Raw genomic sequence first — 12,535 nt, forward strand, 5'->3', positions numbered from 1 at the left:
GCTCCGGGGAGACGAGCTCGACCTGCAGCGCCACGCTCTAACTCTCCCGCAGGGTCTTGACCTTCTTCTCCAGGTCGTCGATGCCACCGACGTTGAAGAAGGCCTGCTCCGGGTAGTCGTCGTACTCGCCGGACAGGAGGTTGCCGAAGGCGGCGACCGTCTCGTCGACGGGCACGTTGGTGCCGGGAATCTGCGTGAACGGCTCGCCGGCGTACATCGGCTGGCCGAGGAACTTCTCGGCCTTGCGGGCCCGGGCCACGAGCACCTTGTCCTCTTCGGTCAGCTCGTCGATGCCGAGGATGGCGATGATGTCCTGCAGCTCCTTGTAGCGCTGCAGCGTCTGCACGACGCCGCGGGCCACCCGGTAGTGCTCGGCGCCCCCGACGGCGGGCTGCAGGATGTTCGAGGTCGAGGCCAAGGGATCGACGGCCGGGAAGATGCCCTTGGCGAACACTCCACGGTCGAGGTTGGTGGTGGCGTCGAAGTGGGTGAAGGCGGTGAAAGGGGCCGGGTCGGTGTAGTCGTCGGCCGGCACGTACACGGCCTGCAGCGAGGTGATCGACTTGCCCCGCACCGAGGTGATTCGCTCTTGCAGTGCGCCCATCTCGTCGGCCAGCGTCGGCTGGTAACCCACGGCCGAGGCCATGCGGCCGAGCAGGGTGGAAACCTCGGATCCGGCCTGGGTGAAGCGGAAGATGTTGTCGACGAACAACAGCACGTCCTGGCCGCGGACATCGCGGAAGTACTCGGCCATGGTGAGTGCCGAAAGGGCCACCCGCAGGCGCACGCCCGGGGGCTCGTCCATCTGGCCGTAGACGAGTGCGGTGTTGTCGATGACGCCCGACTCCTGCATCTCCAGCCAGAGGTCGGTGCCTTCGCGCGTGCGCTCGCCCACGCCGGCGAAGACGGAGACGCCACCGTGCTGCTTGGCCACCCGGGTGATCATCTCCTGGATCATCACCGTCTTGCCCACGCCGGCGCCGCCGAACAGGCCGATCTTTCCACCCTTGATGTACGGGGTGAGAAGGTCGATCGACTTGATGCCGGTTTCCAGCATTTCGGTCGAGCCTTCGAGGCTCGCGAATGCAGGGGCCTTGCGGTGGATCGGCCAGCGCTCGGTGATCTCAAGATCCGAGGCCGCAACGTCGAGGGGCTCGCCCAGCACGTTGAAGATGTGGCCCTTGACAACGTCGCCAACAGGCACGGAGATCGGGGCACCGGAGTCAACCACGGCGGTACCGCGGACAAGTCCGTCGGTGGCCTGCAGGGCGATTGCACGAACCATGGAGTCACCGAGGTGCTGGCTGGTTTCGAAGGTGATGGTGGTGGTCTTGCCGTTGAGGGTAATCTCAGCGGAAAGAGCATTGTAAATAGCAGGCAGGGAGTCGGCGGGGAATTCAACGTCGACAACCGGGCCGATAACGCGTGCGATACGACCGATTGCACCGGTCGAGGCAGCGGTACCCTGCTCGTTAAGTTGGGCAGTCATCTCTCTCTCACTTCACTTGTGTAGATGGCGTGGATGTAAGTGTGGGTAGGAAGATCCCGTTAGCCGTTCAGCGCATCAGCGCCGGCAACGATTTCGGAGAGTTCCTGGGTAACCTCGGCCTGGCGGGCGTTGTTACGAAGACGCGTGTACTTCTTGATGAGGTCCTTGGCATTGTCGCCGGCGGACTTCATTGCACGCTGTCGGGCTGCGAGCTCGGAAGCCGCCGCCTGCAACATCGCGTTGAAGATGCGTGATTCGATGTACCGCGGAAGCAGTGCGTCGAGCACTTGCTCCGGCTCCGGCTCGTATTCGTAGAGCGGCAGCAGCTCATCGGCAGGAGTCTCTGACTCCTCCTCGACAACCTCAAGCGGCAGCAAACGAATGACCGTCGGTTCCTGAACGACCATCGACTTGAACTGGGTAAAGACAACGTGGATTTCGTCCACGCCTCCCACTTCAAAATCGTCGGCGAAGTCCTTGAGCAGGGCTTCGCGCAGTTCGCGTGCGGTCTTAAACTCCGGGGCGTCAGTGCCACCGGTCCACACCTTCGCGTATTCGCGTCCACGGAAATCGAAGTACGCCTGAGCCTTGCGGCCGACCAGGTAGGTCTTGACGTCCTTGCCTTCTTCATGGAGCAGTTCAACGAGGTGCTCTGCCTGCTTCAAGACGCTGGCGGAGTAGGACCCGGCGAGTCCGCGGTCCGAGGTCATGACCAAGACAGCCGCGCGACGGATTGACTCCGGCTCGGTGGTCAGTGGGTGATCAACCTCAGACTGTGACGCGACGGCAGTAACAGCACGGGTAATCGCATTGGCGTATGGCAGAGATGCCGAGACACGCGCGCGTGCCTTGCCAATACGGGAAGAGGCGATCAGTTCCATCGCCTTGAAGATCTTGCCCATCGACGTCGTCGATGCAATCTTCTGGCGGTAGACCCGAATCTGGGCTCCCATGTTTGTCCTTTCCTTATCCCTTTGCAGGGGTTGCCGCACCACACCTTCGGGTGCGGCAACCCCTACTCAAAGGTGATGTCAGCGCTTTTGCTTGACGATCTTTTCCTGGTCGACGGATCCCTCGGCCAAGGCATCGAATGCTTCGCTGCCGGCGGCGACAAGCTTGTCGTCACCTTCACCGAAGAAGCCGGCCTTGAAGTCGGCGATGTTCGACTTGAGCGATTCCACGGTCTCGTCCTCGAGCTTGCCGGTTTCGGCAATCACGGTGAGGACGTTGGTGCGGTGACGCAGGTGAGCCAGGAACTCGGTTTCGAAGCGACGAACGTCCTCAACCGGGACATCATCCAGGTAGCCCTTGGTACCGGCCCACACGGAGACAACCTGATCCTCAACCGGGAACGGTGCGTACTGTCCCTGCTTGAGCAGTTCCATCAGGCGGGCGCCACGGGTCAGCTGCTGCTTGGAAGCGGCATCCAGGTCCGAGGCAAACATGGCAAATGCCTGCATGTCGCGGTACTGGGCCAGCTCAAGCTTCAACGTACCGGCAACCTTCTTCATGGCCTTGATCTGCGCCGAGCCACCAACGCGGGACACCGAGATGCCCACGTCGACTGCCGGACGCTGGTTGGCGTTGAAGAGGTCCGACTGCAGGAAGATCTGGCCGTCGGTGATGGAAATGACGTTGGTCGGAATGAATGCCGATACGTCGTTTGCCTTGGTTTCGATGATCGGCAGACCGGTCATCGAGCCTGCTCCGAGCTCGTCGGAGAGCTTTGCACAACGCTCAAGCAAGCGGGAGTGCAGGTAGAACACGTCGCCCGGGTAGGCTTCGCGTCCCGGCGGGCGACGCAGCAACAGCGATACGGCGCGGTAGGCTTCGGCCTGCTTGGACAGATCATCAAAGACGATCAGAACGTGCTTGCCGTCGTACATCCACTGCTGGCCAATGGCCGAGCCGGCGTACGGTGCCAGGTACTTGAAGCCGGCCGGGTCGGAAGCCGGGGAGGCAACAATGGTGGTGTATTCCAGCGCACCATTGGTTTCAAGGGTCTGGCGCACAGCGGCAATGGTCGAAGCCTTCTGACCAATTGCCACGTAGATGCAGCGGACCTGCTTGTTGGTGTCCCCGGAAGCCCAGTTGGCCTTCTGGTTGATGATCGCATCCACGGCCAGGGCGGTCTTGCCGGTCTGGCGGTCGCCAATGATCAGCTGACGCTGGCCACGGCCGATCGGGATCATCGCGTCGATGGCCTTCATGCCGGTCTGCAGCGGTTCGTGAACCGACTTGCGCTGCGTTACGCCCGGAGCCTGAAGCTCCAAAGCGCGGCGACCGGAGGACGCAATTGGTCCCAGGTCATCAATCGGCTCGCCCAGCGGGTCAACCACTCGGCCGAGGAAGGCGTCGCCAACCGGAACCGAAAGGATCTCGCCGGTGCGCTCTACGCGCTGGCCTTCGGCGATGCCGGTGAAGTCGCCCAAGACGACGACACCGATCTCGCGGGTGTCAAGGTTCTGGGCCAGGCCCAGGGTGCCGTCTTCGAAGCGAAGCAGCTCATTTGCCATGACGGAGGGAAGACCCTCCACCTTGGCGATACCGTCACTTGCCGTGGTTACGCGGCCGACCTCGGTGCGCTCTGCTTTGCCCGGTTCGTAGGACGCTGCGAACTCATTCAAGGCATTGCGGACATCGTCGGCGTTGATGGTCAATTCGGCCATCTGCAGTCCCTGCTCTCCTAAGTTGTGATTACCGCGATCAATCGTTGCGGTAACCGAAATTTGATTCAGTCTATGGTGACTGGCCTGCAAGGCAGGCCCCCCGGATTGAAGTGGGGGGCTGCCTAGCTTGCCAACTGGCGGCGAAGCTCAGCGACGCGGGTGGCGATGGTTGCGTCAACAACCTCGTCGCCCACCCTGACGCGGATGCCGCCAACTAGTGCCGGGTCGATCTCGACATTGATCTTCAAGTCCCGGCCGTAAAGGTTGTTCAGGCCTGCCTGCAGGCGCGCTGTTTGCTCGGAAGTGAGGTCACGGGTGACACTCACCTGGGCAATCCAGCGGTCCTGGCGTTTAGCCACCAATTCCACGAAGCGCTCCAGAAGTGCGACGGGCTTGAGCCCGCGCGGCGAAGCGACGGCCTGGCGGATCAGCAGTGCCGATGCGTCCGAGGCGTTCGGCACGAGCTTGAGCGCCAGGGCGCCCTTGGCTTCGACCGTTGCCTTGGAATCATCAAGTGCACGCTGCAGATCATGACTGGACCCAACCACTCGGATGAACGCGAAGAGGTCTTCTTCGAGCCTCTCCAGTCCTGCGGAACCGCCCTGACGCTCGGCTACCGCGATGGCGACTGTTGCCGCCACGGTCTCCAGTGCATCGCCAATGTCTCGTGCCGAGCTCCAACGCGAGGATGCCAGAGACGCGACGGTGGATTCGGCTTCCGCCGAGACCTTCCCGTGCAACAGCTGGGCAACAAGCCCAGCCTTGTCCGAGGCCCCACGGGCCGGATCAGTCAGTGCGCGACGCAGGCCTGCGTTGCCATCCAGAACGTCAACCGTTCCAAATAGCTCGGCGGACATTTCCAAGGACGCGTGTGCAAGCTTGGTTTCCAACGACGCCAGCGCCGCGGACAGTGACTCGCTCGATACACCTGCCATTAGTTCGATGCACCTGCGTTCTGCTGGTTTTCCAGGTCTGCCAGGAACTTATCGACCACGCGAGCTGCGCGCTCGTCGTTCTCAAGAGCGTCGTCGACGATCTTGCTGGCCAGCGAAGTTGCCAGGGTTCCGACCTCGGCACGCAGCGAGGTAACTGCTGCGGTGCGCTCGGCTTCGATCTGGCGGTGGGCCTGCTCGGTAATGCGAGCGGACTCTTCTGCTGCCTTGGTCTTGAGTTCTGCCAGGATCAATGCGCCTTCTTCGCGCGCATCCTCGCGGATGCGGTTGGCTTCGGTGCGTGCTTCCAGCAGCTGTGCCTTGTACTGCTCAAGGGTGGCGTTGGCTTCGGCCTGTGCGGCTTCTGCCTTCTCAAGTCCACCCTCAATGGCCGTGACACGGTCCTGGTAGGACTTCTCGAATGCCGGGGCAATGTACTTGACCACCATAAACAGCAGGACAGCGAAGCCTGCAGCAGTGACAAGAATTTCCCACGGGTTCGGAAGCAGCGGGTTGGCACTCTCGCCTGCAGCGAGGATCAATTCGTTGCTGATCATTCTCACTCTTCCTTATCTCTTAAGTTCCAATTGCAATGACTCCTGCGCAAGTGGCAGGGCCACTACGAGGGGAACTAGGCGCCGACGACGAAGGCGAAGACGAGGCCCAAGATTGCCAGTGCTTCTGCAAGGGCGAAGCCGAGCATGGCGATGGGCTGCAGGATGCGCTGAGCTTCCGGCTGACGAGCTACACCGTTGATGTAGGCAGCGAAGATCATGCCCACGCCGATGGCCGAACCGATTGCAGCCAGGCCGTAGCCGATCATGTTGAGGGAGCCGTGGAGTTCCATTTCGTTCCTTTCAAGATACCGACACTTTGTCGGCAGGTTGTGAGGTCATTCCCCCATTCAAGGGGGAAAACTTTAGTTGGTTGGTGCGAGCCCGGAGTGCTTAGTGGGCGTCTGCATCCAGGGCACCCTGGATGTAGATGGCGGTCAGCAGGGTGAATACGAAGGCCTGCAGGACCATGATCAGGAGTTCGAGGAAGTACATGGCCACCGAGCCGACGATGACCAGGACGCCGACGGCGTTCAGGGCCAGCGACTCTTGGACCATGATCAGGTGACGAGCGCCGGTGGAGGCAAGCATCACGATCATGTGGCCGGCGAGCATGGTTGCCATCAAACGCAAGGAGTGGGTCAGCGGACGGACGATGAAGTTGGAAATGATTTCCAACGGCACCATCAGCGGCATGATCCAGCCCGGGACCCCCGAGGGAACAACGGCCAGCTTGAAGTAGCGGATACCGTGGTTCTTCACGCCGACGGCGATCCAGGTGCCGTAGATGATGATGGCCATGGCGTAAGCCGCACCGGCGTGGGAGAACGAGGGAAGCTGAAGGAACGGGATAGCCCCGAAGAGGTTGTTCAGCAGGATGAAGAAGAAGGTCGCAAAGAGCAACGGCACCCACTGGGCGAAGTTCTTCTCGCCGATGATGTCGCGGCCAACGCTGTTACGGACGAAGCCGTAGGCGCTTTCGGCCAGGAACTGTGCCTTGCCTGGAACCAGCTTCGGATTCTTGATGGCCGACTTGAAGAACCACCCGATCAAGATGATCGAGAGGATGATCATGACCATCTGCTTGCCGAAACCGGTCCCGTACTCGGCTAACCATGGCAGCACCTCGGGAAGGTGGGTGTCGGAAATCGACGGCGGGACATAGGGTTCTGTGGCCGTCGGAAGCGCAAACGCGGTCAACGCGCTGTCCTCTCTGCAGTTTCGGTCGTGGGGCAATATCGGTGATTCGGCGCAAGGCGCCGCTCACCGTAAGAAGTTCTAATGGTCGATCTCATCACTTGGTGGCAACCCGCGGCGTCGATGCCGCAAATGGTGGCGAGCCAGAAACAATCCGGCGGTGGCGCCTAGCAGCGCACCGAGGAAAACAATCCAGCGGGTGTCCAGCAAAAGATCCAGTCCCCAGCCTATCAAACCCCACGCGATCAGCCCGCCAACAATGTAGTTGACGTACTCCCGTCCGGGAGCCTGAATTGGCGTTTGTCTGGGGTCCATCTCAGGGTTTTCCATGATCCCCTCCCGCGGGTGGGGACTGCGATGGATCGTCGTGGTCGAAAATGGGAAGCCTCGCACGGGAAAAGGCGCGAATCTCTCCAAACTGCCATAGCACCAGGGAGCCAATGGCCCCCCACATGAAGTAGGGTGCGAGCACCCAGCCGGGAAGCCCGGAAAAAAGCACAAGCAAACCCATGCCCAGGATCTTGACGACGTACATGCCCAGGAATGCCGGAAGCGCCCAGGTGGCGCGATGCCGCCCGGCCCATTCGGCAACGAGCAGGCTGACGCCGAAGAAAACGACAATCAGGCTGCACCCGAAGGCCAGCGAACCGGCCGCTTGCGCGCCCAGGATCGACCATGAGGCAATGGACGCCACGGCTCCGACACCAACGGTGTAGGAAACACATGTTTTCAGGATGCCCAACCAAGGGGAGCGCGGAGCCGACGATGCGACCAACGCATCACTCGGTTTGGAACCGCGTCCCGGCTTGATCATGTATGTCCAGTTCCCTTGTTGCAGCGGCACCCACCGGTGATGGGTCCCGCATGACATGGAGGCTTGATGGGGGTGTGTTCCTCCGTGAAGAGGCACCTTGAATTCTACACGAGATAGAACGATGGCTGAACGTGGCGGCCGGCGCTCCCCCTCGGGCAGGGTGTGCCTACTGGCTGCCGGGTATCCCGATCTTGCCGTGGGCTCGTTTGAGCATGGGCCACCAGGTGACGAACGTCACGAAAATGAAGGCCGCAACATAAAGGGGAATAGCGATGCGCCGGTCTGTCAGCGAGATCACCACGACGCCCGATGCGACCAAGGCGGCCCACAGGTAGAGGATGAGGACCACTGCGCGGGGGCTGTGCCCCAGGTCCACCAGCCGGTGGTGGATGTGTCCGCGATCCGCGCTGAAGGGGGATCTGCGTTTGGCCGTGCGCCTGATGACGGAGAGCAGCAGGTCCAGGTACGGCAGCACGATCACTGCAATCGGCAGGATCACCGGCATGAACGCCGGGACGTTGCGGAAGCGGAAGGCGTCCTGCCCCAACACGTCACCGGTGACCGCCAGTGTGGCCACCGCGAAGAGCAACCCGATGGCCAGCACACCGGTCTCCCCCATGAAGATGGAAGCGGGCTGGAAGTTGTGCGGCAGGAATCCCAGCGTGGCGCCGAGCAGGACTGCACACAGCAGGGCCGAGAAGTTTGCGTAGTCCTCGGCGCTGACGCGCGTGGCCAACAGGTAGCTGTAGACAAAGAAGGTTGCCGCGCCGATGGCGGAGATGCCGGCGGCCAGGCCGTCCAATCCGTCGACGAAGTTGATCGCGTTCATGGTGCCGACGATGATCAGCACCGTGACAGCGACCTGCAGTGACGGTGAGTCGATGTGCAGCGAACCGACCGGAAGCGCCTTGAGCAGGATCCCGTGCTGGACAATCACCAGTCCCACCGCGATCTGCCCGATGAGCTTGGCCCACCAGGGCAGGTCCTTCAGGTCGTCAAGAACCCCCATGACCAGGATGATGCCCAGGGCGATCAGCACTCCCCGGATGGGCTCGGGAGACCTGAAGATTCCGTCGAAGAACGTCATCTGCTCGGCCACCGAGATTCCCAGGTACAGGGCCCCCACGATGGCGACCCCGCCCAACTTGGGGGTGGGTTTCTCGTGGAAATCGCGGTCGCGCACCGGGAGCTGGGGCATGAATCGCACTCCCAGGACGCGGAGCACCGGAGTGAGCAGATACGAGGTCATGAACGTGATCCCGATCAGCAGCAAGTAGCTTCTCATGGCGTCCGGGCGGACTCCCCTGCGACGTCCCCGCCCTGGGTGGCGCCGGGATTCGCTGTTTCACCGGGAGTGACCTCGGGGCCGGCAGGGGCACTGGCGTCAGCGTCAGCGTCAGCGTCAGGATAAGTGTCAGCAGACGTGACGGCGTCATCTTCCGCGGGCTGTGCGGCTTGGGTGGCGTCGCGCTGGTCTGCGTCGGCGTCGGTGCCCGCTGCTTCAGCGTCGGAGGCCTCGGTCTCGGGGTCCGGCTGCCCGTCGCTGTCCAGAAGGCCAGGGATAACCACGCGCAGTGCCTCAAGCGAGAGGGCTCCCTCGCGCACCACGCGCGGCGGGGTGAGGGTGCAGTCGATGATGGTCGAGCTCAGTGCGTCCCCGGAGATCGGGCGGGGCCCTGCCTCCAGATACACCTCGACCGATTCGCCGAGCTGTTCGAAGGCCTCCTCGGCGGTGGCGGCTGCCGGGTTCCCGGTGCGGTTCGCCGAGGAGACGGCCAGCGGGCCGGTGCTGCGCAACAGCTGGCGGGCCACCTCATCGTCCGGCACCCGCAGGGCCACGGTGCCGCGGGTCTCCCCCAGGTCCCAGGTCAGTGAGGGCTGGGCATGCAGGATCAGGGTCAGCGCGCCGGGCCAGAACTCGGCGGCCAGCTCGCGGGCGAAACCCGGGACGTCGACGGCCAGGCCGTCCATCGTCGCGGCCTGCGGGATCAGCACCGGCGGCGGCATGTTCCGCCCCCGGCCCTTGGCAGCCAGCAAGGTCGCCACGGCCTGGGCGGAAAATGCGTCGGCGGCAATGCCGTAGACGGTGTCGGTGGGCATCACGATGCATCGGTTTTCGGCCAATGCGGCGCGTGCGGCCTCGAGTCCAGCCTCTAGGTCTTGGCTGTCGCGGGCGTCAAAACGTGAAGTCACGTGTTTCATTCTTCCATGTTTCGAAGGTTTTCAGCGGCGGATGCCGCTCGTGGCCCGATCCCTGCCGGTCAGATCCAGGTGGGTCGTGACCTTTTCCCAGTCGCCGGAGGCGGCAAACATCGCTGACATGGCCTCGGCCTGGACCTCGGCGTGCTCCATGACGAAGAAGCCCCCGGGGTGCAGCAGCCGTGCGGCGGTGGCCGCGGCGGCACGGGGCAGGACCATGCCGTCCTCCCCTCCCCCGTACAGTGCCATGTGCGGGTCGTGGTCCCGTGCCTCGGGTTCGCGCGGCAGCGCGTTTGCAGGGATGTAGGGCGGGTTGGAGATGACCACATCGCAGCTGCCGTCGAGCTCGGCAAACGCGTGGGTCAAGTCCCCCTGGACAAGCTTGACGCCAAGCGGCGCCAGGTTGCGCGCCGCGTAGGGGAAGGCGTCATCGGAAAGCTCCACCGCATGCACCCGGGCGCCGGGCACTTCGTGGGCCAGCGAACCGGCGATCGCGCCGGATCCGGTGCCCAGGTCCACCATGATCGGGTGTTCCAGGCCCCGGGCCGCGTCGATGGCCAATTGCACCACGGACTCGGTTTCGGGCCGCGGCACGAACACGCCCGGGCCCACCGACAGGTCCAGGTACCTGAAGTGGGCGACGCCGGTGAGGTGCTGCAGCGGGACGCGGGTGGCGCGCCTGTCCACCAAATGCGCATAGTTCTCGGAATCCCCGGCGGAGAACTCCTCCCCCATCATGACCATCGACGCGAGCCGGCCGCGGGAAATGCCCAGCACGTGCGCGGCCAGCAGCTCGGCATCGACCCGCGGGGAAGGAACCCCGGCGGCCTCGAGGGCTGCGGCCGCCTGCGCCAGCACCTGGGCCAGCGGCATTCCGAAAGCCGGTTCGCTCACCCGGTGCCTAGCCCTTGTCCCCGCCGATGGCGTCCAGTCGCTGCTGTTCGTCCATCTCGATGCAGGAGTTGATCAGCGGGTCCAGCTCGCCGTTCATCACGTGGTCAAGGTTGTAGGCCTTGTAGCCGGTGCGGTGGTCGGCAATCCGGTTTTCCGGGTAGTTGTAGGTGCGGATGCGCTCGGAGCGGTCCATGGTGCGCACCTGCGACTTGCGGATGTCGGAGTTCTCCGCGTCGATGATGGCCTGTTGGTGGGCCAGCAGTCGCGAACGCAGCACGCGCATGGCTGCCTCGCGGTTCTGGATCTGCGACTTCTCGTTCTGCATGGCAACCACGATGCCGGTGGGCAGGTGGGTCAGGCGCACCGCGGAGTCGGTGGTGTTCACCGACTGGCCGCCGGGGCCCGAGGACCGGTAGACGTCGACCTTCAGGTCGTTCGGGTGGATGTCGACCTCTTCGGGCTCGTCGACCTCGGGCAGGATCAGCACGCCCGCAGCCGAGGTGTGGATGCGCCCCTGGGACTCGGTCTGCGGAACTCGCTGCACGCGGTGCACCCCGCCCTCGAACTTCAGGTGCGCGTAGACGCCCTCGGCGGGGTTGTTCGACTTGCCCTTGATGGCCATCTGGGCATCCTTGTAGCCGCCCAGGTCGGACTCGTTGAAGGAGATGAGCTCCGTCTTCCAGCCCTTGGTCTCCGCGTAGCGGGTGTACATGCGCAGCAGGTCCGCGGCGAACAGTGCCGCCTCGTCGCCGCCTTCCCCGCCCTTGACCTCGAGGATCACGTCGCGCGCGTCGTTGGGGTCGCGCGGGATCAGCAGCCGGCGCAGCTTTTCCTCGAGCACGGGCAGTTTGGTGTTCAGCTCTTCGACCTCGGCGGCGAAATCGGGGTCCTCGTCGGCCATTTCCTGGGCGGTCTCGAGGTCCTCGGTGGCCTGCTTCCAGCGGCGGTGGGCCTCGACGATGCCGTTGAGCTCGGCGGAGCGGCGGCCAAGCTTGCGGGCCAGGGCCTGGTCTTGGTAAACGGCGGGATCCGAAAGCCGGGCCTGGAGGCCTGCGTGCTCATCGAGTAGTCCCTGTACGGACTCAAACATGGTTGTCAGCTTCTTTCACTACGACTGGTTCCCAGTGTAGGGAACGAAAAGGGAACTTGGGTGTTAACGACCAACGCCCAGCTTCACCGGCCCGGGTGTCCGGGCACGGTGAAACTGGGCGTATAGGGCAGCTAGGCGTCGTTCTTGGAGCCCAGCGTGGTCTTGTTGATCAGCATCAGGAACTCGGCATTCGAGGAGGTCTCGCGGATCTTGCCCGTGAGGGTCTCCAGCGCCTGCTGGGTGTCCAGGCCCGAAAGCACGCGGCGCAGGCGCCACATGATCTTGACCTCGTCCGGGGAGAGCAGCTTCTCTTCGCGGCGGGTGCCCGAGGCGTTGACGTCGACGGCCGGGAAGATGCGCTTGTCCGCCAGTTGGCGGGACAGGCGAAGCTCCATGTTGCCGGTGCCCTTGAACTCCTCGAAGATGACCTCGTCAGCCTTGGAGCCGGTTTCCACCAGTGCCGTGGCCAGGATGGTCAGTGAGCCGCCGTTTTCAATGTTGCGGGCCGCACCGAAGAAGCGCTTGGGCGGGTACAGGGCTGCGGAGTCCACACCACCGGAGAGGATACGTCCGGAAGACGGAGCCGAGTTGTTGTAGGCACGACCCAGACGGGTCATGGAGTCCAACAGGACAACAACGTCCATGCCCATTTCCACGAGGCGCTTGGCGCGCTCGATGGAGAGTTCGGCTACCTGCG

At 63.4% G+C, this 12,535-nt stretch carries 13 protein-coding genes and 1 pseudogene; all 14 read right to left on the minus strand.

The genetic code is table 11. From position 1 onward, the window contains the following. Window positions 1-37: 37 nt before the first annotated feature. A complete protein-coding gene (atpD, locus tag ACLQ7E_RS15705; protein ID WP_411733516.1) occupies window positions 38-1,489 on the minus strand; it encodes a F0F1 ATP synthase subunit beta in 1,452 nt (483 codons plus the stop codon). A gap of 59 nt (window positions 1,490-1,548) precedes the next feature. Next, window positions 1,549-2,442: a F0F1 ATP synthase subunit gamma gene (locus ACLQ7E_RS15710; protein ID WP_411733517.1), complete on the minus strand. Its 894-nt coding sequence runs from the start codon at window positions 2,440-2,442 to the stop codon at window positions 1,549-1,551. A gap of 78 nt (window positions 2,443-2,520) precedes the next feature. After that, the gene (gene atpA / locus ACLQ7E_RS15715; protein ID WP_411733518.1) at window positions 2,521-4,158 is read right to left on the minus strand and encodes a F0F1 ATP synthase subunit alpha; all 1,638 of its coding nucleotides are present in this window, start codon (window positions 4,156-4,158) and stop codon (window positions 2,521-2,523) included. Between the two features lie 122 nt (window positions 4,159-4,280). Further along, a complete protein-coding gene (locus ACLQ7E_RS15720; protein WP_411733519.1) occupies window positions 4,281-5,093 on the minus strand; it encodes a F0F1 ATP synthase subunit delta in 813 nt (270 codons plus the stop codon). Beyond that, window positions 5,093-5,647, minus strand: a complete 555-nt coding sequence (locus ACLQ7E_RS15725) for a F0F1 ATP synthase subunit B (protein WP_411733520.1) — start codon at window positions 5,645-5,647, stop codon at window positions 5,093-5,095. Before ACLQ7E_RS15725 ends, ACLQ7E_RS15720 begins: the two co-directional genes overlap by 1 nt. 74 nt (window positions 5,648-5,721) lie before the next feature. Further along, window positions 5,722-5,937 (minus strand): F0F1 ATP synthase subunit C, encoded by a 216-nt coding sequence (locus ACLQ7E_RS15730; RefSeq protein WP_071213157.1) that lies wholly within the window; start codon window positions 5,935-5,937, stop codon window positions 5,722-5,724. Between the two features lie 100 nt (window positions 5,938-6,037). Further along, a complete protein-coding gene (gene atpB / locus ACLQ7E_RS15735; RefSeq protein ID WP_411733521.1) occupies window positions 6,038-6,844 on the minus strand; it encodes a F0F1 ATP synthase subunit A in 807 nt (268 codons plus the stop codon). A 78-nt stretch (window positions 6,845-6,922) separates the two neighbouring features. Next, window positions 6,923-7,171 (minus strand): hypothetical protein, encoded by a 249-nt coding sequence (locus ACLQ7E_RS15740; protein ID WP_411733522.1) that lies wholly within the window; start codon window positions 7,169-7,171, stop codon window positions 6,923-6,925. After that, a complete protein-coding gene (locus ACLQ7E_RS15745) occupies window positions 7,158-7,655 on the minus strand; it encodes a hypothetical protein (protein WP_411733523.1) in 498 nt (165 codons plus the stop codon). Before ACLQ7E_RS15745 ends, ACLQ7E_RS15740 begins: the two co-directional genes overlap by 14 nt. A gap of 166 nt (window positions 7,656-7,821) precedes the next feature. Further along, window positions 7,822-8,940 (minus strand): MraY family glycosyltransferase, encoded by a 1,119-nt coding sequence (locus ACLQ7E_RS15750; protein WP_411733524.1) that lies wholly within the window; start codon window positions 8,938-8,940, stop codon window positions 7,822-7,824. After that, window positions 8,937-9,857: an L-threonylcarbamoyladenylate synthase gene (locus ACLQ7E_RS15755; protein ID WP_411733525.1), complete on the minus strand. Its 921-nt coding sequence runs from the start codon at window positions 9,855-9,857 to the stop codon at window positions 8,937-8,939. Before ACLQ7E_RS15755 ends, ACLQ7E_RS15750 begins: the two co-directional genes overlap by 4 nt. A gap of 21 nt (window positions 9,858-9,878) precedes the next feature. Further along, on the minus strand, window positions 9,879-10,727 hold the full coding sequence (prmC, locus tag ACLQ7E_RS15760) for a peptide chain release factor N(5)-glutamine methyltransferase (RefSeq protein ID WP_411733527.1): 849 nt from the start codon (window positions 10,725-10,727) through the stop codon (window positions 9,879-9,881). A gap of 28 nt (window positions 10,728-10,755) precedes the next feature. Then, on the minus strand, window positions 10,756-11,838 hold the full coding sequence (gene prfA / locus ACLQ7E_RS15765; protein ID WP_411733526.1) for a peptide chain release factor 1: 1,083 nt from the start codon (window positions 11,836-11,838) through the stop codon (window positions 10,756-10,758). A gap of 131 nt (window positions 11,839-11,969) precedes the next feature. Further along, a pseudogene (locus ACLQ7E_RS15770) lies at window positions 11,970-12,535 on the minus strand (transcription termination factor Rho); the annotation flags it as partial.

The organism is Paeniglutamicibacter sp. (assembly GCF_046714615.1).
In the GTDB taxonomy this organism is placed as follows: domain Bacteria; phylum Actinomycetota; class Actinomycetes; order Actinomycetales; family Micrococcaceae; genus Paeniglutamicibacter.

Excerpts from the sequence above, each read along its gene's own strand:
- atpD (WP_411733516.1), bottom strand. The coding sequence starts at position 1,489 with ATGACTGCCCAACTTAACGAGCAGGGTACCGCTGCCTCGACCGGTGCA.
- ACLQ7E_RS15710 (WP_411733517.1), bottom strand. The coding sequence starts at position 2,442 with ATGGGAGCCCAGATTCGGGTCTACCGCCAGAAGATTGCATCGACGACG.
- atpA (WP_411733518.1), bottom strand. The coding sequence starts at position 4,158 with ATGGCCGAATTGACCATCAACGCCGACGATGTCCGCAATGCCTTGAAT.
- ACLQ7E_RS15720 (WP_411733519.1), bottom strand. The coding sequence starts at position 5,093 with ATGGCAGGTGTATCGAGCGAGTCACTGTCCGCGGCGCTGGCGTCGTTG.
- ACLQ7E_RS15725 (WP_411733520.1), bottom strand. The coding sequence starts at position 5,647 with ATGATCAGCAACGAATTGATCCTCGCTGCAGGCGAGAGTGCCAACCCG.
- ACLQ7E_RS15730 (WP_071213157.1), bottom strand. The coding sequence starts at position 5,937 with ATGGAACTCCACGGCTCCCTCAACATGATCGGCTACGGCCTGGCTGCA.
- ACLQ7E_RS15740 (WP_411733522.1), bottom strand. The coding sequence starts at position 7,171 with ATGGAAAACCCTGAGATGGACCCCAGACAAACGCCAATTCAGGCTCCC.
- ACLQ7E_RS15745 (WP_411733523.1), bottom strand. The coding sequence starts at position 7,655 with ATGATCAAGCCGGGACGCGGTTCCAAACCGAGTGATGCGTTGGTCGCA.
- ACLQ7E_RS15750 (WP_411733524.1), bottom strand. The coding sequence starts at position 8,940 with ATGAGAAGCTACTTGCTGCTGATCGGGATCACGTTCATGACCTCGTAT.
- ACLQ7E_RS15755 (WP_411733525.1), bottom strand. The coding sequence starts at position 9,857 with ATGAAACACGTGACTTCACGTTTTGACGCCCGCGACAGCCAAGACCTA.
- prmC (WP_411733527.1), bottom strand. The coding sequence starts at position 10,727 with ATGCCGCTGGCCCAGGTGCTGGCGCAGGCGGCCGCAGCCCTCGAGGCC.
- prfA (WP_411733526.1), bottom strand. The coding sequence starts at position 11,838 with ATGTTTGAGTCCGTACAGGGACTACTCGATGAGCACGCAGGCCTCCAG.